Source organism: Aliivibrio logei (assembly GCF_001691055.1).
GTDB lineage: Bacteria > Pseudomonadota > Gammaproteobacteria > Enterobacterales > Vibrionaceae > Aliivibrio > Aliivibrio salmonicida.
On sequence record NZ_MAJU01000004.1, the window covers coordinates 120,223 to 140,583 of the forward strand.

Genomic DNA, 20,361 nt, shown 5'->3' on the forward strand with positions numbered 1-20,361 from the left:
TTATTTTTTACTAGCTTGGGCACGAATGTCAGTTAACTGTTTAGTTAATTCATTCACTTCGGGACGATTGAAAATATCATCTAAAGTAACAGACAATTTACGACGCCAGTTTGGATATTCATCAACCGTACCCGGTATGTTAACTGGTTTATCCATTTCAAGCCAATCTTCAAGTTGTAAACTGAGAAGTACGCTCGATCCTGCAGCTAAGTGAAGTTGCAATGCATCACTTAAATATCTATCCATTGGCACAAACGTAGCATCACGCCCTACACCTTCTGGAAGAAAACCATGAAAATCAACACTATTTAAGATCTCTTGTTTTGATTTTGCTCGGCTAAGAAAGAGTTCTTTTAACTGTTCTGCATCAGGATATAAGCCAATTTCTTCGCCCATTTTTAAATCATCACAGTGCCAAAAACCACGTAATGTCGGCATATCATGAGTACATAATGCAGACATAGATTGCTCTTGATAATGCGTTGGTGAGTAATACCCGCCATCTTCTGCCGTTTCAAAGAAGAACACTTTATAAGAATGAATGCCGGCATCTGCAAGTAAATCGACAATCTCATCAGGCACTGTCCCTAGATCTTCACCAATAACTGAGCACGAATTACGATGACTTTCTAAAGCAAGAATAGATAACATGTCTTCTACTGGGTAGTACATGTATGCGCCTTTCGTTGCATCTTCCCCTTTTGGGATCCACCACAAACGAAGTAAGCCTAAAACATGATCAATTCGCAATGCACCACAAGCACGCATATTCGCACGAAGTAATTCAATATAAGCATCATAAGCAGTTGCTTTTAAAACTTGAGGGTTTAATGGAGGTAATCCCCAATTTTGACCAAGTGGACCCAATACATCTGGTGGAGCACCAATGCTGGCATCAAGACATAAACTGCCATGATCTGCCCACGTTTCAGAGCCACTATCAGCAACACCAACCGCCAGATCTCGGTACAGACCAATGTCCATTCCTTTATCTTCAGCGAATTGTTGAACATCATTAATTTGGGTAAAAGCTAACCACTGTAAGTACATGTACAAATCAACTTGATCGCTATTATCTGCAATAAATTGCTGCACTTGTTTATTATCAAACTGTTGAAGTTCTTGAGGAAAAACAGGCCATCCCCATACATTTTGGTCTTCTGAGTATAAGGTATTATGTAACGCATCAAATGCCGCTTGCTGTAATAAGCTATCGCCCCCCTCTTCAACAAACGTTAAAAAAGCCTTCGCACGAGCACTATTCTTATCAAGATGACGCGTTTTAAACTCTGCGAATAAAAAAGGTAATACACCCATTTTAAGTGAAGAGACTTCAGTATAATTTACCCAATGAGATTGACGCACCTCATTCAAACGTTGTTGAAATTCAGCACTGCCGACAACTTCTTGAGCTTGATTCGATAATGCAAACTCAGGCACTGAGCACACGTCAATATAAAGAATATTTAACCAACGACGAGACGATGGACTATAAGGACTCGCCCCTTCTGGATTCGCAGGGAACAAAGAATGAATTGGATTTAAACCGACAAAATCTCCACCTCTATTTGCTATCTCACCGACAAGTTGCTTAAGATCGCCAAAATCACCGATTCCCCAATTATGAGCGGTTCTTAGCGTATAAAGTTGAACACTCGGTCCCCATAGCTTTTTACCGTCATTAATTGCGTCTTGTTTGTAACACGCCTGAGGCGTCACAATTAGAGTCATTACATACGGCGCTTTACGACGCTTGCGTATGATTTCTAATGAATGATACCCCCATTTCAATGTAGGTAACGAAAATAATAACGCCCCTCCATCGACACGGTCATCTGAAATAACTTGAGACTGTAAGTAGCCTTCAAGTACCTCACCCTCTTCCGTCGTTAATTTCCAACTAAACTCACTAATACGTGCACTTTTTCCAAGATGAAGTTCAACGTGAAGCGGTTCGTTATCACGAACAACCTTAACCGCCTCAAGCACTTCTTTCTTATGTTTTTTTTCAGCCGAACTTAATAACGTTTTATCGTTTTTAGTATCATAACCTAAAGCGGCTAATAAACGAGTTAGAGTGTCATCACTGACTTTTTCTTCATCACCCCATGCACTGATATAGCTATTTGCTAACCCGACCATTTCTGCGACTTGATAGAGCGCATTGTTATTATTTGTCATCACTTAATCTCCGAGGGCAGCCTTATACTGCCCTCTGTATTTATAGTCTAAATAGGATTAACGGTTTATCGCTTCCAATTTCCAGATATTATTGACGTAATCACGAATACTACGGTCAGAACTAAACTTACCGACTAAAGCCGTGTTCAAAATAGCCATTTTTGCCCACTGTTTTTGGTCTCGGTATGCCGCATCAATATCATTCTGAGCACGAACATAATCTGCGAAATCAGCCAAGACTAAGTATTGATCGCCATCGTAAAGCAAGTTGTCACGGATGGCCGACAATTGACCAATTTGACCTGGGGTAAATTCATCTCCATCCAATAAATCTAGTGACGCTTGTAATAATGGATCGGCCTCATAGTATTTATATGGGTTGTAGCCTGACGCAACAAGCGCTTCAACTTCGTCAACTTCTAAGCCAAAGATAAAGATGTTTTCATCACCCACTTCCTCACGGATCTCAACATTTGCCCCATCCATCGTACCAACGGTAATCGCCCCGTTAAGTGCCATTTTCATGTTACCAGTACCCGATGCCTCTTTACCCGCCGTCGAAATTTGCTCAGAAACGTCTGCCGCTGGAATAATAATTTCAGCCATGCTCACACGGTAATCAGGAATAAAGACGACTTTAATGAAATCAGACACTCGAGGGTCATTATTCACTTTGTCTGCCACTTTATTGATAGCAAAAATAATTTCTTTTGCTAAGTGATAACCCGGAGCCGCTTTTGCAGCAAAGAAGAACACACGAGGGTGCATATCAAAACCAGGTTCATTCAATATACGATGGTACAAAGAAAGTATGTTTAACAAATCCAAATGCTGACGCTTGTACTCATGCAAACGCTTAATTTGAACATCAAAAATGGCGTCTGTATTTAGCTCAATGTCCATATTCTCTTGAACCCAATCAGCAAGGCGTTGTTTATTTTTCTTTTTAACTGCCATGAATTCTTTTTGGAATGCCACGTCATCCGCAAATTTTGCGATATTAGACAATTGGTCTAATTTTGCTGGCCATTCATTGCCAATTTTTTCAGAGATAAGCGCAGATAAATCAGGATTACAGAATTTCAACCAACGACGAGGGGTCACACCATTGGTAACATTTGTTAATTTACCAGGGAAATATTCATTAAACTCTGGGAATAAATCACGTTTAACTAACGCCGAGTGTAATGCGGCCACCCCATTAACTGCATAAGCGGTAACTACACATAAATTCGCCATTCGCACCATACGGTGAGTGCCTTCTTGAATAATAGAAAGCTTACGCAGCTTAGATACATCTCCAGGCCATTTTTGTTTTACACCTTCAAGGAATAAATAGTTAATCTTAAAAATGATTTCCATATGACGAGGAAGTAGGCGTGAAATTAAAGACTCACTCCATGTTTCTAATGCTTCAGGTAATAATGTATGGTTTGTATAAGCAAACGTTTTAGAACAAATTGCCCATGCAGAATCCCAACTTAATCCACGATCATCCATCAGTATTCTCATTAATTCAGGAATACCAATTGTTGGGTGTGTATCATTTAATTGAATCGTTTCGTATTTAGGCAGATCTTCAATTTTATGACCCGCAGCATCATGTCTACGTAAAATATCCGCAATTGAACAAGCACAATGAAAGTACTGTTGCATTAAACGCAGTGTTTTCCCTTTCTCATGATTATCATTAGGGTACAAGACTTTCGTTACATTACCCGCATCAATCAAAGCATGTTGAGCTTCAAAATAATCACCATTATTAAAGCTCGCAAGGCTGAACGGAGCTTTAGCTCGACATTCCCACAAACGCAATGGATAAACGGTATCACTTTGATAACCGACAATCGGTAAATCCCAAGGCATCCCTTCCACAGACATACTAGGAGTCCAGCGACGTTTCTCTGCGCCATTTTCTTCATATACTTCAACTTTGCCGTAAAAACCAACTTGCTGTGCATAATCAGGACGAGCCACTTCCCATGGGTAACCTTCAATACCACGCCATGCATCTGGCGCTTCTTGTTGGCGACAATCATCAAATGATTGACGGAATAAACCGTATTCGTAATGCAGACCATAACCAATCGCAGGAAATTCTTGTGCTGCAAGTGAATCCATAAAACACGCAGCAAGGCGACCAAGACCACCATTACCTAATGCGGGATCACGCTCTTCTTCTAGCAAGTCAGTTAAATTATGACCAAGTTCACCCATTGCATCCGTAATATCTTCATATAAACCCATGCTAATAAGGTTATTACCTGTTAAACGACCAATTAAGAACTCAAGAGATAAGTAGTTCACACTTCGTGCATTCTTAATTCTTTCATCGTTTTCAGTATTAACTAAATCAAATGTTGTTAATTCAGCAAGGGCCTTACCCATCGCTAAATACCATACTTTAGACGTCGCTGTTTTTTCATCAGCGGCAAAAGTGGACACTAAGTGTTGTTTTACAGACGCTTGAAACGCGGCTTTATCAAATTTTTTGATGCTATTCGTTTTCATAATAAGAACTCTCACGAAGGTTTATAATCACTGTGTATATCGTGCACTGTTCAAATTAACGTCGCATCCTCCTACCTAGGGGGAGGAGATAAAAAAGCGTTAAGGCGTAGGTATAATTACCAAATCTAAGTGTGACCATAATCATGATTTGTAGGGCTATCTATTATTCTGGCGTGATAATAAACACATTTCTTCAGCATTAAACACAAAATGATAACAAGATCACATTTTTAGACATTCGGTAAATAAAACGATTTCTCTGTATTTTTTAATTTGAATTTATAAATTGATCCAGAAAGAAAAGGAGTAATAGATCACAATTATAGGGCGTAGCTGATTCATTCATTCTCATTATTGAGGATAATAAACTCAGTATTTTTAAGAAGAATGAAAATTATGTTAATACCATCAAAATTACATTTTCCAAGACGTCTACATAATGCCATCTTACGATCTCGTGTTCTTGACTCTCTAGTCGATGCTGCCCACTACAAACTTGTTTTGTTTCGCTCCCCTGCTGGTTACGGTAAAACAACGATGGCTGCGCAATGGCTATCAGAAAAAGACGACACTGGTTGGTATAGTCTTGATGAAGGAGACAACGATGAATTCAAATTCGCAAAATATTTTGTCCAAGCCATTGCTAATGCGACAAGCCTTGAGCTTTCTCACTCTAAAGCGTTAACCGAAAAACGTCAGTTTGCCTCTTTATCTAGTTTATTTTCTCAAGTTTTTAGCGAACTGCTCCCTTTTCAAAAAGACGCTTACATTGTATTAGACGATTATCACCTCATTACTAATGAGGCTATTCATTTAGGATTGAAATTTTTCTTAAAGCACTTACCTGATAACCTCACATTGGTGATCACCAGTCGTTCTCAACCTCCCTTAAATACGGCGAATCTACGAGTGAGAGATTTCCTTATTGAGATCGATAATCAAAGCTTGGCATTCGACCAATCAGAAACGTCCCTCTTTTTTAGCCAACGTTTAAATGATGACATTGACCAAGATGCGATTACCCACGTACGCGAGCATGTCGAAGGTTGGCCTTCTGCTCTTCAATTAATTGCATTGCACAGTATTCAAAACAAACAATCATTAATGAATTCAGCAGAAGCAATGACCAACTTAAATCAAGCGCATTTGTGGGACTACCTTGCCGAAGAAGTGTTTGACCACTTAGACAGTGAAACACAACATTTTTTAATGCGCAGTGCCGTCTTTGAACATTTTGATGCCGCATTGGTGAGTGATTTAACCCAACGAAGTGACTCTCAACTTATCATCGAAAATCTAAACCGTTTTGGTTTATTCATTAATAGCGATGGAGAGCACGGCGAATGGTACAAATATCATAATTTATTTGCAGAGTTTCTTTCTCACCAACGCCAGAACCACTTAGCTCATGAAGAAAGCGAATTACAATTTAAAGCCGCTCATGCCTGGTTAGCTCACAAGAATATTTATCAAGCCTTACGTCATGCAAAGAAAGCAAAAAATGACACTCTGATTGCTGAAATACTGACAGAACATGGTTGGCATTTGTTTAATAATGGAGAGCTTGTACTATTAGAGTCAACGATTGATCAATTAGACAAAGACACCCTATTCGCCTCTCCTCGTTTAGCCATTATTCGTGCATGGTTGGCTCAAAGCCAACACAACTATTTACATGTTGACGATTTACTGTCTGAAGCTCAACAAGAGATGTCAGCACGTAATATTATATTAGATCGCCATGTTCAAGGTGAGTTAGATGCATTGAGAGCGCAAGTCGCTATCAACAAAAACGAACCAGAGAATGCATTGCTTCTCGCAGAGAAAGCTCTCGAACAATTAGAAATGAATAAATACCGTAGTCGTATTGTCGCTACCTCCGTAATTGGTGAATATCATCATGTTTCGGGAAATCTGGCGCAAGCACTCGCGTTAATGCAACAAACTGAAAAAATGGCGATGACCTATGGCATTTATCATCAAGCACTCTGGGCTATTTTGCAACAAAGTGAAATTCTAATGGCACAAGGCTTCATGCAAGCCGCGTTTGATCTGCAAGATAACGGATTCAAGCTGATTGAAGAACAAGATTTATATCAATTACCACTTCATGAATTCTTATTGCGTTCTCGTGCTCAAATCTATTGGTTCTGGTTCCGTTTTGATGAAGCAGAACAATGCACTTGGAAAGGCTTAGACGTACTTTCACCCTTTGATGAAACTAAACATCTGCGCGGCTATTCAATGCTTGCTCGTTTAGCAGTTGCCCGTGGAGAGTTTGATAAAGCAGAGCGTTACCTAGAAAAATGCCAACAATTACTTGGACAAGCCGATTATCATATCGATTGGAAAGCCAATGCTTCTTCTGCGCAACTTTTCTATTGGCAAGCGAAAGGCAATACTGAATCAATCAATTATTGGCTAGCTCATGCTGATCGCCCAGAAACTCGTTGCAATCACTTTACACAGCTTCAATGGCGCAACATAGCAAGGGCATACTTTCACCTTGGTGATATAGATACGGCAATTAATACCTTAAAAGACTCTCAGATCATTGCTCAAAAACATAAATTAATCACGGATATCAACCGTAATGCGATAATGGAAGCCGTTCTTCTTTTTGAAGATAAACAAGTCGATGCCGCGATTGAAGCAATGCATCTTGCGATCAAGCAATCGAACCAAACGGGTATAATCGGTAGCTTCTTAATGGCAGGACAAGCAGTGCTCAAACCTCTTGCTAAATTACAACAAAAAGGAAATTTAACCGAACTAGAAAAACATCGAGTAGACCAATTACAGAAAGCGCTATCAAACAATAAGCGATCTCGCTCTGCTCACTTTGATGAAGCTTTTATTGAAAAAGTGCTCAATACACCAGAAGTGCCCGAATTAATCCGAGCCAGCCCATTAACTCACAGAGAATGGCAGGTATTAGGGTTAATTTATTCCGGGTTTAGTAATGAACAAATCGCCGCTGAATTTGATGTTGCACCAACGACAATCAAAACTCATATTCGTAATTTATATCAAAAACTTAACCTTCCAAACCGTAAAGCAGCCATTGCAATGGCTGATGAGTTAGTAAGCATGATGAAATAATCACTCCTAGAGTCATTCTTACGACATTTTTTATACTTAACTTATGTATAATCATCCAACATAGATGCATTATGCATAGGTTTTCTTCTTTATATACAGAGCTAAAATGAACTACTTAACGACATTTTTTAAAGGTATGGCAATGGGCGCAGCAGATGTTGTTCCTGGGGTATCTGGCGGTACGATTGCTTTTATCACAGGTATTTACGATACGCTTTTAGAAAGTATCCGACGTATAAACCCTTCAATATTTGGTTTATGGAAACGCGACGGATTTAAAGCCGCATTTAATCACATTAACGGCTTCTTTCTTATTTCACTGTTTGGTGGCATTTTAACCAGCATTCTTTCGTTAGCAAAATTAATCACCTGGATGCTTCACACACATCCGATTCCATTGTGGTCTTTCTTCTTTGGCTTAATTATCATTTCGATTGTTCATATTTCAAAACAAATTGAAGAATGGTCAATTAGCCGAATTATCATGCTAGTGGCTGGGGCTGTGTTTGCTTATACCATCACAGTCCTTAATCCTGTTGCATTAACACCATCAACATTCACATTTATCTTGGCTGGCTCTATTGCTATTTGTGCCATGATTTTACCGGGGATCTCTGGTAGTTTTATTTTATTACTACTTGGTATGTACAGCCCAATTCTTGATGCCGTTAAATCTCTTGATCTGGTCACCATGGCGTTGTTTTCTACAGGCTGTCTAATTGGTTTATTGAGTTTCTCTCATGTTTTATCTTTTCTTTTAAAACGTTTCCGCGATTTAACTTTAATTTTCTTAACAGGATTAATGGCGGGTACATTAGGCAAGATTTGGCCTTGGAAAGAAGTTATTGAATGGCGTATTAATTCAAAAGGAGAGCAAGTGCCTCTCATTGAACATAACCTATCTCCATTTAACTACGAGCATGTGACTCAACAACCCGCATTAATTGGCTTCGCGGTTGTCGGTGTTCTTTTAGGCATTGGCTTAGTGCTCGGTCTTGAAGCTTACGCAAAGAAAACAGGTAAATAATATTTGTTTATTCTGTCAGTAACCGATGATAGCGGCACATAAATCATCCAGTTATAGATGCAAAAAAGGAGCGAATAATCGCTCCTTTTTTATTGTTCTCTATTTCGAAGTATCTACATCAACAAAAACTAAAACTTCGCGCTGCCATCCATCTTTGTTTGGCTAAAATTGACAGTATCAGGTTTCTTATCTTTTTCTATCTCAGCCGTTGTTGTACTTGGTTTTGACACGATACCTTTCTCGTTAGCATCCAATTTAGGCTCATCACCGACCATAAATTCATTTTCATCAGGAAAGTAACTTTGTCTTTGATACAGTTTATCTAAAGACTTAATAACCGCGTGCTTTCTCAGCTTTCCTCGTTTCATTTTATCATGAAGAGGTTTTGCCATTCCTTGTAAACCAATCACAGCATCCACACCGACTAAGTGTCCAACATGATCTCGTCGACTTGCTGCCGCTTCAATGCCATTTGCAGCCGCTAACCAAAACCAAATATACGCAACAGAATTGCCTTTTTCAGTCGTGTCTGCGCCCATTTCACCCGCAAAATATTGCGCTTTAGGATCACCACTTTCTGCTGCAAGTTCTAACCAATATGTCGCTTTTTTAGGATCGACGGCAACGCCTTTGCCTTCGGCATATTGTTTACCAATACGTATTTGAGCTTCGGTATTATCTAACATCGCTGCTCGTAAATTCCATTCCGCCGCCAATTTCGCATTAGGCTGAGGGTTTGCTTCTGCTACATACCAATCTGCAATAAATAGTTGAGCAGGAATATGTTCCATTTCTGCCGCTTCATCAATTAATGCAATGCCTTTTTCAATATTAGCATCAACGCCATTACCTTGTATAAAGGCGATACCTAACGCTAATTTTTCTTCGGCCCCACCTTCTTCTGCAGCCAGGACTTGCCCCCAAAATTTAGATTTACTTTTTAACTCAGAATCTTCACGACGACTATCACATAAGCGGATGACAGAACGGATGGCAATAGCGTTGTCGTGATTTGCAGCCATTTCATACCAATGCAATGCTTCTTCAAAATTATTCATTTCCGCTTCTTTGGCTAAAAAAAGCTGTGTCGAAATGTGCCCTGTTTGTGCTTTATATACTCGTTCTTGCCTTTCTGCTGCTCGAGCTTCCGAAAGCGCCCTACGGTAAGAGATCGCCTCTCTCTCTTTTCTTTCGTCGACCTTTCTTTGCTTACTGTTCGCAAAAAAGAAATTAATACACACCATTACTAATAAAACAACCAGTCCAGTGACTGCTACTTGTATCCAATCCATGCTACACCATTACTCTATATTTTTGATATCACTCCTATTATCGGCTTTTATAAGCAAAACATTAACAATAATTTAGTGATATAGATTCAATATTCACACTGACAAGTCATTATTTTATTAAATATTTTTCATTCATTGATATTTTGTTTGAATTATTTAGAAAGTAGGACTACTATCCGAGTCTTGGGGAGTAGTCACAAGGTTTAATACTTAATCTTGTTCAGATATCGTCATCCCGAAGTTTCGACTTCCGGTATCTGTAAGTGGGCAATGAATGCCAATCACTTTGACAAGACCAATACCATAACGTTAATTATTATTGTTAATGGTAGAAGGTCTGTGCTCTCAATTTTAGTGCCATAGTCCTTTTACCTATTTTAAGGAATTACTATGTCACCGTTAACTTGGGAACTATTTGGTTTCGTTGTTCTCGCTCTATTTGCTCTAGACCTATTTCAAACAAGAAAAAACACACCTAGCTTAAAACAAGCATTAGTATGGTCATTTTTTTGGTTTGTTCTTGCCTTTATTTTCTGCGCAATTATTTACGTATACTGGCCGTTAATGGCGCCAGAAAGTACTTACTCGCCTTCAGATGCAAGCATGGCCTTCATTACTGGTTATCTATTAGAAAAAATGCTGAGTGTCGATAATTTATTCGTCTTCGCGTTGATCTTTAGTCAGTTTATTGTGCCTGAACAAAGCCGTCCAAGGATCTTATTATGGGGTATCATCGGTGCGCTTGTTTTACGTGGCATCATGATCTTTGTTGGCGCAGAGTTATTGACTCAATACCATTGGATCCTCTACATCTTCGCCGTATTCTTGATTATCACAGGTATTAAATTGTGGTTTACGGATACTGAAGCAGAAAGTGATTTTTCATCATCAAAATTTGTCGTTTTCTTGAAAAAACACATCCCATTTGATGATAAGTATTACGGCCATCAATTGATTGCCAAAGTAAATGGGAAAATGATAGCAACCCCACTGTTACTTGTGGTTATTGTTATTATGTTTACCGATATCATGTTTGCATTAGATTCCATTCCTGCCATCTTTGCGATTACTCAAGAACCGTTCTTAGTGTTCTCAGCAAACGTATTCGCTTTACTTGGTTTGCGCTCTTTATACTTTGTATTGCAAGGCATGCTAAGCAAGTTCTGTTATTTACAACCTGCATTAGCATTCATCCTTGGTTTCATCGGGATTAAAATGTTCCTTGTTGATACGGCTTATGAAGTCCCGACTGCTTTCTCGTTATTAACGATTGTCGGTATTATCACTTTAGCGATTGTAGGCTCTATCTACAAAAATAAATCACAAGACGCATAACTAACCTTAAGCGGCCATCAACTCTGATGGCCGCTTCTTAAATCCTATTATCTCATTCCAATTAACATAAAATTATTTACATAAAAATGTCGTATTTTTTACATCAACTGAACTCATTCCATTAAATGGAGTCTATTCTTACTATTACATTATTCTCATCTTTATAAGGTTTTCATGAAAAAATTACTGTTATCTTTCAGCTTATTGCTTCTTTCATTTTCTAGTTTTGCTCACGAAGAATGCTCAAATAAAGAAATTGTTGGTCAAATTGAAACGATTCACATTAAAGAGCTCGACTCAAATTATAAAGCTCGGATAGATACAGGCGCTGCCACCACCTCTATTCATGCAACAGACATCAAAATCCTGAATAAAGAAGGTGAAAGTAAAAACATGCGTGATCACCTCGGTGATACCATTGAATTCACAACCTACAATGAAAAAAATGAAGCATCAAAGCACACCGGTCGTATCATCCGTGTCAGTAAGATTCGTAATGCTCAAGGGGTTGAACGTCGTTATGCCGTTCGTATGCATTTAGAATTCAATGGAAAAGAAAAGAAAGTCGCGGTTAATTTACGTGACCGAAGCAAGCTGGATTATAAATTATTGATAGGTCGTAACTGGCTTGAAGGTGATTATTTAGTCGATGTTGAAAGAAATGTCGAATAACGTTTATTTTTTAATCACTTAAACTGAATTATAGAAAAAACGCTTTACAAGAAAATCATCTCCCCCTATCATACGCGGCATTGGAGGGATGGCTGAGTGGTCGAAAGCACCGGTCTTGAAAACCGGCAACCGTTAATAGCGGTTCTAGGGTTCAAATCCCTATCCCTCCACCACATTCTAAAGCCCTAGCAGAAATGCTAGGGCTTTTTTGTTTTCGAACCACGTGATATAGAATTGATAATGATTACGTCACCTTTTTACGTAATTTAAAGGAATAATCAATAAACCAACAATAAGTAATGGTTCGATTAACAAGATAAAGGCCAAGTTGAATGTACTCAACTTGGCCTTTTTTATATTGTCTTTTTTGTATTATCACTTCCTCTTAACTGGGGGCTCATTCTTCATATTGAGTTACAATGCAAGCTTCCACCTTTGACTTAGCCTGTTTTTATCAAATACCTATATTTAATTTTATCTACATTTGTGATCTAAGGGTGCTTTTGTTTACCCTACCTATTTGCCCCTCTCTTCTGTCTCGTCCTACAGACTGTTATTACTCTCACGTTTTTAACCTATCAAAGATAATAAATACCCTAGATATCGTTGCGTTAGATAACATTTATCTATGTGATATGCATTTTATCTATGGCTTCCTAAGATAAATAGTATTTCACCCTGTCTCACCCGCGGCCTATGATAAATCCAATGACGTTAGCCTTATAAACAGGTCAACATGTATCGCAGGAAGCACTCTAGAGAGACCGCTTAATACTAAATATAAGCTGTTGATACCATTAAATTATACCAACGTGATTTTATCGGTTTAAAACTCTATCCCTTTTCAGGAGCAATAAAATGATTAAGAAAATATCGCTTGCCGTTTCAGCCGCCCTACTATTAAGCAATACCGCAATGGCAGCAGAAAACATTGTTATCGGTGTAGAAAAAAGCTACGTACCTTACTTCACCGAACTGGCAGAGCAATTTAACCAAGGTAAAGACTTTAAAGTTGAAGTTGCAGCAACAAGTATGTTTGATTTACTGGCTGCCCTACCGACTCAAAAAGGCAATATTGCTGATATTTTCATGATCCCAAATGACCGTATTGGTGAACTAGCTGACCAACACTTAATTGCCCCAACTAATTTTACCGTTAACGGTTATACCGATGCAGCAACTAACGCATCAACCTATAACGGCCAAACCTACATGCTTCCAATGTCTACCGATACAACCTTATTTCTATATAACAAAGACATGATAAAAGAAGCTCCACAAACACTGAAAGAAATCCCACCATCAGAGTGGGCTGCGAAATTTACTGATTTCTACTTCACTGGCGGTCTATTTATGTCTAATGGCGGTTATATCTTCAAAGACAATAACCCTGAAGATATTGGTTTAAATACACCTGACGCAATCAAAGCGGGTTTGGCAGCTCAAGGGTTATATAACAGCGGCGTGAGTCATTGGACACTAATGCAAGATGACACCGTTGCTTATGACATCATGATGAAATACTTCATGGAAGGTAAGCTAAAAGCAATTATCAACGGCCCATGGGCAATTGCTGATATTGAGAAAGCAGGTATTAACGTTGGTGCAGCACCAATTCCAAGTTGGGATGGCAGTCATCCATATAAAGCCCTAACAGGCACAAAAGGGATGACCGTAAATGGTTACAGTGATAATCAAGAAGGTGCACGTGAGTTTATCAAATTCCTAGCAACGCCTGAAAATGCAAACAAATGGTATGCAGACACACGTGAAGTGTCACCTAGCCTATCTGTCAATTACAAAGAAGGGTCTCTACATAAAGCCATCTTCGATGCGACTAACATCGGCCAACCGATGCCAAGCATTCCTGAGTTCATGAAGGTTTGGGGGCCAATGAAAACGGGTCTTGCTCAAATCGCACAAGGACAAGATGTGAAAGCGGTATTAGACGCAGCCGTTGATACGATCGAAATTGATATCGAAGACATGTAATCCGCATCCATTCGATTTCAATCTATCTGCACGATGCTAAATAACGGCATCGTGCAATACAAAGACATGACATATCTACACAACACTAATAAATAAGTAGGTTATTTACATGAGTCAACAGTTTGTATTCTGGCTCTCTATGCTGATTCCTGGTAGTGGGCACCTTGCACTACGTCGAATGCGAGAGGCTTTATTTGGGTTCTCTATATTGGCTTTAGAGATATTGGTTTTTATTCAATTCACCCTTCCTAACTTCCGTCTTTTAGCTGTCGAACAACCGAATGGAAAAATCACTATTGGCGCAGAGCGCTTTGTCGATGATTCTTTTCTTATCATGGTTGGTTCAACCGTTGGCGCAATGATGATCTTAGTCTTTTTCGCATTGCATTACGCTTTTGCTCGCGATGCAAAAGACGTGAAACGCCAAATAGATGAATCTGGTTTTGCAATTACCTTTACTGAGAAAGTACGCGGATTATCACACGAAATCGTACCGAATCTAATTACTGCTCCTAAATTCATCTTGCTGTTTGTGTTTGCTCTGCTGCCTGCGATCGTTTCCATTATCGTAGCCTTTACTAACTTCAAACGCCCTGTTTTACCACCTGCATTTTTAATTGAATGGAAAGGCTTCACTAACTTTGAACGTTTGTTCACGAACGAACGTACTGCTGCTGCATTCCAAGAAACCTTGTCATGGACACTCACTTGGACATTCTGCGCCTCAGCACTCACGATTGTATTAGGTACAGTCCTTGCCGTTGTCGCTAATAATAAACACATCAGAGGGAAAAAATTCTTCCGTACTGTGTATATTTTACCTTGGGCAGTTCCTGCTTTTTTAACCATTCTTGTTTTCCAACTTTTCTTCTCAAAGATTGGTGGAATGAACACTATGGTTATCCCGTTTTTCACAGGTAACGAATACGATGTAAGCACAGCAATTGGCTTCTTCCTAAACGCAGATTACGCCAAAATCACCATCATACTAATACAAGCATGGCTTGGTTTCCCTTACGTATTCATTCTGGTCACGGGCGTACTACAAACGATCCCTGATGATTTGTATGAAGCCAGTGCGATTGATGGCGGTAACGCGTGGACCAACTTCTTCGACATCACTCTACCCTTGATATTGATCAGTGTTGCTCCAGTGTTTATTACTCAATTTACCTTCAATTTTAATAACGTCACCATCGTTTACATGTTAGGTGAAGCAACAGTTCAAACGGTGGGCTCAATCTACAAACCACTCGATACGATTTCATCTCTTGGTTTCCGCTTAATGATGGATGCTAAATACAACGAAGCGGCGGTATATACCTTAATCACCAGTACTATTGTTGGTGCCGTCGTCTTGTATTCGTGGCTTAAAGCCGGTGCCTTTAAAAATGAGGAAGTGATGTAATGGACAAAACAATCCCTTTAACTCGCCAAATCAAAGCGAAACGTTTTAATCGTCATGTCATCACTAAGAACATGGGTATGGCTTTTTGTTATGCGTTTTTGATCTCGATGGCAGTGATCATTCTTTACCCAATATTAGTGACATTAATGAGTGCGTTTAATGTGAGTAATTCACTGTATTCAACCTCATTTTTCCCTGAAAACTTTAGTTTAACCGAGAACTTTGTTCAGCTTTTCAATAATACGCCTTATTTAAGTTGGTACCGAAATACCTTCTTAGTGTCAATAATCACCATGATCCTCTCTACGTTTATCGTAACTATTTCGGGGTTTGTTTACTCTCGTTATCGTTACCAATCTCGTAAGAGTGCATTAATGTCATTACTGATCATTCAAATTATCCCATCAGGCAGTGGCTTAATTGCTCTGTATGCGATTGCGAACTCTATCGGTATTTACAGCTCTGCCAACGCCACACTTTATACGTATATCTTTATGATCCTCATCTACACCACAGGTGGTATCACAATGAATACGATTTTAATGAAGGGCTACTACGATTCGATTCCTCGCGCATTAGATGAATCAGCAAAAATTGATGGCGCAACTCAAATGCAGATCTTCAAAGAGATACTGCTGCCGCTAGTCAAACCAATGATCATGGTTATCGCTATCTTCTGTTTCTTAGGTCCAATTGGCGACATCATCATGCCTAAGTTCCTGATTGCAAGTATGGATTCAGAAGCGAAAACACTGGCGGTTGGACTTATGGGTCTTATCAATAATATTAAAGAATCAAGCTACAACGTATTCGCAGCAGGCGCGGTCTTAGCAGCAATTCCGCCTGTTATCGTTTTCTATAAATTTCAAGATTATATCGTGGGCGGCTTAACGTCTGGTGGAGTAAAAGGCTAATGAGCAAAATTTCATTAAGAAACATCAACAAAAAATACCCGAATGCTGATACGTGCTCAGTACGTGATTTCAATCTAGACATTGAAGAAGGTGAATTCATTGTTCTTGTTGGTCCATCGGGTTGTGGGAAATCCACCACACTACGCATGATTGCAGGCTTAGAAGACATTACCGATGGCGAATTCATCATCGATGGCGAAGTCGTAAACGATGTTAGCTCAAAAGATCGTGATATTGCGATGGTATTCCAAAGCTATGCACTGTATCCACACATGTCAGTGCGTGACAACATTGGCTACGGCCTAAAGTTACGTAACTACCCTAGTGATGATATTAAAAGCTCGGTTGACAACATCTCTGAAGATCTATTTTTAACCGAGTACCTTGAGCGTAAACCAAAAGAGCTTTCAGGCGGTCAGCGTCAGCGTGTGGCTTTAGGCCGAGCAATGGTTCGTACCCCTAAATTGTATTTGATGGACGAACCACTAAGTAACTTGGATGCGAAATTACGTACCACAACCCGTACTGAAATATCTCGTATGCACAAAGACAAAGGTGCCATCACCATTTACGTTACCCATGACCAAGTTGAAGCAATGACCATGGCGGATCGCATCGTATTGATGTCGATGGGTGAAGTACAACAAATTGGATCACCAAAAGAGTTATTTACTAATCCTAAAAACTGTTTTGTGGCGACCTTTATGGGCATGCCATCAATGAACTTGATTGAAGGCATGTACGAAGGCGGCCAATTCATGTGCCACGCCTTTACTATTACCTTAAATGAAAGCGATCAAGAGATTTTAAATAACGCGGGTTATAACGGAAAATCCGTCACCTTAGGCGCACGTTCAAGTGCGATTCGTTCTGGTAAGAAATACCGCGATGCATTCCCTGATTGTTGCTTTGAAACCACCGCAATGAACAGTGAATACCTAGGCGATGCGATTAATGTGTTCTTCAATGCCGCACCAATGAATCTCTTTGTTGGCACATTAGGCACCGGTGAACCCGATGTTGAGATTGACGAAAAAATCACGCTTGTTATCGACAACACCAAACTGCATTTCTTTGATAGCGAGACTGAAGAATCAATCAAATACTTAATAAAATCAGCTGAATTTAATAAATAATCAGCCTAAGTATAAACCGACGAATAGACTCACTGCCCTCTACATTATTAAAGGGCAGTGAGGCTAATAACTAAGTTAGACAGATGATGTAAAAGGAGTCACATTTTGATTTTTCGCGGCCAACTTCAACGCATTCACGATTATATGTTTCATATTGCTGTCGCTGTCGTTATTTTCATTACTGGATTTATTATCGCTTATAGCAGTCTTCCTAAGCCAACGTTTGATTATGCAACGTTTACTGAACAACAACGTAATTTTACGCAATGCGTGAATAATGACGAGTTATTTCTTGTGGCTGAGCACTTTGAACAACGCTATTTAACGCTTCCATTAGAAACCATTAACAATGAATACAACACACTGCGTGATCAGATCCCAAGCAACTGTGGATCATTTCATGTAGAAAGCAGCTATGAACAATTGCAAGAGATGGCGCTGCCAGTATTAGCTTACGCACAGCACTTTTATGGCATTAAAGACGTCAAAGCCGTAAATGCCGTATACACCACCCCATCACAATACAATGCCTTACTTAAACAGCCTCAGCCTTACCTCTTTTTTATCTCAGATAATAAGCAAGAACGCATTGTCGCAATCAAAGTAATACCAACAGAAAATGACGTAAAAATTACGCCACTTTGGGGATATGAAGAGAGCCAAGATCTCGCGTATACCCAAGGCGAAGTGCAAAAACTATTGCTCGTTTATAACGAAATAAAAAGCTAACAATAAACTCCCCTGTCAATTTAAACCACCAACACAAGTGAGTAAAGGCGGGGGAATATTTAACATTAAATTGTAAGGTTCACATGAAAATATCTCTTTCTAAAGCCAATTTTCGCGATATGGATCGCCTTGAAGAATCAAACTACTTATTAACGAATGGATTAGGGGGTTATTCTTCTCTTACTCTTGCTGGTTCTTGTAGCCGTACCGATCACGCGTTGTTTATGGCAAGCCTTGTGGCACCAAATAATCGTTTTAGTTTTGTTCGTCATCTGGATGACCGCATTACCCTACCAAACGGGGAGTGTCACCCACTCTCTTCACAAGCAAATGTAAATCCTTATGACACCGTTGATTCAACGCTGTTGTTTGATAACTTCAGTCAAACTCACCTTCCTGAATTTACTTATCGTATTCGTGGTATTGAAATCACTAAAATGATTGTGATGGTTCAGGGTGTAAATCGTCTTGCCGTAAAATACCAAATATTCAATCCATTGGAACAAGCATTTACGTTGAATGTAACACCAAAATATCACTTCTGTGCAAAAGGACAGAATCTATCAAGACAACAAGAATTTACACATCAAGATGGCCACATCAGCAGTAATGACCAGAAACTAACCTATCGTCACAATGGTGCAGATTCAGCATTAGAGGCACCTCGCTATGAATCAGGTCTCTATTTTTCATATGATGCTCGAGATGGTCGCCCTGCGACAGATGCACAGATGGCGCTTCACACCATTGCTTTTGTTGGTACTGAAACCAATGAACAATTTTATGTCATCTTTGAAGCCGAAGAAGAGCGTGCAACATCGTTCCCACCACAATCTGTTGACGCCATGATTAACGCTGAAATTGAACGTCAACAAACCTACATTCAACACGCTAAAATAAAAAGTACTTTTGGACAGCAACTAGTGCGAGCCAGTGAGCAATTTGTGGTTGATCGTGACTCTACCGAATCAAAATCCATCATTGCCGGTTACCCATTCTTTGCTGATTGGGGACGCGATACCATGATTGCCTTATGGGGGTGTAATTTATCGACCAACCAATTTGAAGACGCAAGACAGATATTCCGCACCTTTATTCGTTATGAGCGTCGTGGCGTATTACCAAACCTCTTTCCAGAAGCTGGGGTTGAGCCAATGTATAACACCATTGATGCCTCTCTGTTGTTCATTGTGAGTCTTTATGAGTATTACCAAGCCAGTGGTGATGTAGAGTTCATTCGTGATGAAGCATATCAGTGCATGAGCAACATCTATCAGCACTATCGCAACGGTACTGACTTTGAGATTAAGATGCTAGATAACGGCTTGATCAGCGGCGGCAGCGGTTTTGATCAGCTTACTTGGATGGACATTCGTTACGGAGATATCGTACCGACACCAAGACATGGTTGCGCTGTAGAAATCAATGCGCTTTGGTTTAATGCGTTGTCTATTTTGGATTTCTTTAACCAAAAACTGAACACACCAATGCCAGAATTACCAGCACTGGTAGATCAAGTAAAAACTACCTTTAACGACGAGTTTTACAATGATGCGGGTTACTTAAATGATTGGATTAAAGACGGAGAAGTAAACCAACAAATTCGCCCAAATCAAGCTTATGCCGTTGGCCTTCCTTTCCCAATATTAAGTCAAGAAAGAGCACGTTCGGTCATTCTTACCATCTATAAAGAGCTATATTCACCATTGGGTTTACGCTCGCTTGCAATGAGTGATCCTGAATTTAAAGCCGTGTGTACAGGTTCTCATTTCGATCGTGATATGGCATACCACCAAGGTACCGTTTGGGGCTTTATGATTGGTCAATTCTTAATGGGGATCTTACGTCAATTCCCACAAGATAAAGACTTAGTTCGTATTGTGGAGCAGTTTATTGAGCATAACCAAGATGGCCTATATGAAGGTTGTATTGGTCAATTGGCTGAAATCTATGATGGTTATGCACCAAGTCAATCTCGTGGTTGTTTTGCTCAAGCGTGGAGCGTCAGTGAAGTATTGCGTGTCGTGAAGTATTACGAAGAAACACACCAAAAATAGAATTT

At 39.5% G+C, this 20,361-nt stretch carries 13 protein-coding genes and 1 tRNA gene; 11 read left to right on the forward strand and 3 right to left on the reverse strand.

Annotated elements, in window-relative coordinates; translation table 11 throughout:
* Together malQ and A6E04_RS00995 are read right to left on the reverse strand one after the other, a co-directional pair.
* Nucleotides 1-2,181: a 4-alpha-glucanotransferase gene (gene malQ / locus A6E04_RS00990; protein WP_065609444.1), complete on the reverse strand. Its 2,181-nt coding sequence runs from the start codon at nt 2,179-2,181 to the stop codon at nt 1-3.
* A 57-nt stretch (nt 2,182-2,238) separates the two neighbouring features.
* Nucleotides 2,239-4,692 carry a glycogen/starch/alpha-glucan phosphorylase gene (locus A6E04_RS00995; protein WP_065609446.1) on the reverse strand — a complete coding sequence of 818 codons (2,454 nt, stop codon included), beginning with the start codon at nt 4,690-4,692 and terminating at the stop codon, nt 2,239-2,241.
* A gap of 396 nt (nt 4,693-5,088) precedes the next feature.
* On the opposite strand from A6E04_RS00995, the gene malT reads away from it, so the two are divergent.
* Nucleotides 5,089-7,794 carry an HTH-type transcriptional regulator MalT gene (malT, locus tag A6E04_RS01000; protein WP_065609945.1) on the forward strand — a complete coding sequence of 902 codons (2,706 nt, stop codon included), beginning with the start codon at nt 5,089-5,091 and terminating at the stop codon, nt 7,792-7,794.
* Between the two features lie 106 nt (nt 7,795-7,900).
* Nucleotides 7,901-8,821, forward strand: coding sequence for a polyprenyl-phosphate transporter (locus tag A6E04_RS01005; RefSeq protein ID WP_012551472.1), 921 nt, complete (start codon nt 7,901-7,903; stop codon nt 8,819-8,821).
* Nucleotides 8,822-8,949: 128 nt separating this feature from the next.
* On the opposite strand, the gene A6E04_RS01010 is transcribed toward A6E04_RS01005, so the two are convergent.
* Complete coding sequence (locus A6E04_RS01010; RefSeq protein WP_065609448.1) at nt 8,950-10,113, reverse strand: tetratricopeptide repeat protein; 1,164 nt, start codon at nt 10,111-10,113, stop codon at nt 8,950-8,952.
* Nucleotides 10,114-10,503: 390 nt separating this feature from the next.
* Between A6E04_RS01010 and A6E04_RS01015 the strand changes: the two genes are divergently transcribed.
* The 9 genes from A6E04_RS01015 (at nt 10,504) to A6E04_RS01055 (ending at nt 20,356) form a co-directional block, all read left to right on the forward strand.
* Complete coding sequence (locus tag A6E04_RS01015) at nt 10,504-11,448, forward strand: TerC/Alx family metal homeostasis membrane protein (protein WP_017021366.1); 945 nt, start codon at nt 10,504-10,506, stop codon at nt 11,446-11,448.
* 174 nt (nt 11,449-11,622) lie between these two features.
* A complete protein-coding gene (locus tag A6E04_RS01020) occupies nt 11,623-12,120 on the forward strand; it encodes an ATP-dependent zinc protease family protein (RefSeq protein WP_017021365.1) in 498 nt (165 codons plus the stop codon).
* An 82-nt stretch (nt 12,121-12,202) separates the two neighbouring features.
* Nucleotides 12,203-12,293 (forward strand) — tRNA-Ser (locus A6E04_RS01025).
* Nucleotides 12,294-12,978: 685 nt separating this feature from the next.
* Nucleotides 12,979-14,112: a sugar ABC transporter substrate-binding protein gene (locus A6E04_RS01030; protein WP_017020916.1), complete on the forward strand. Its 1,134-nt coding sequence runs from the start codon at nt 12,979-12,981 to the stop codon at nt 14,110-14,112.
* A 109-nt stretch (nt 14,113-14,221) separates the two neighbouring features.
* Nucleotides 14,222-15,520, forward strand: a complete 1,299-nt coding sequence (locus A6E04_RS01035; protein WP_065609450.1) for an ABC transporter permease subunit — start codon at nt 14,222-14,224, stop codon at nt 15,518-15,520.
* Nucleotides 15,520-16,434: a sugar ABC transporter permease gene (locus A6E04_RS01040; RefSeq protein ID WP_017020914.1), complete on the forward strand. Its 915-nt coding sequence runs from the start codon at nt 15,520-15,522 to the stop codon at nt 16,432-16,434. The genes A6E04_RS01035 and A6E04_RS01040 overlap by 1 nt, the downstream gene beginning before the upstream one ends.
* Nucleotides 16,434-17,570: an ABC transporter ATP-binding protein gene (locus tag A6E04_RS01045; RefSeq protein ID WP_017020913.1), complete on the forward strand. Its 1,137-nt coding sequence runs from the start codon at nt 16,434-16,436 to the stop codon at nt 17,568-17,570. The genes A6E04_RS01040 and A6E04_RS01045 overlap by 1 nt, the downstream gene beginning before the upstream one ends.
* 105 nt (nt 17,571-17,675) lie before the next feature.
* Entirely contained in the window at nt 17,676-18,299 is a 624-nt protein-coding gene (locus A6E04_RS01050; protein WP_065609452.1) for a hypothetical protein, read from the forward strand.
* Nucleotides 18,300-18,382: 83 nt separating this feature from the next.
* A complete protein-coding gene (locus A6E04_RS01055; protein ID WP_065609454.1) occupies nt 18,383-20,356 on the forward strand; it encodes an amylo-alpha-1,6-glucosidase in 1,974 nt (657 codons plus the stop codon).
* Nucleotides 20,357-20,361 lie beyond the last annotated feature (5 nt).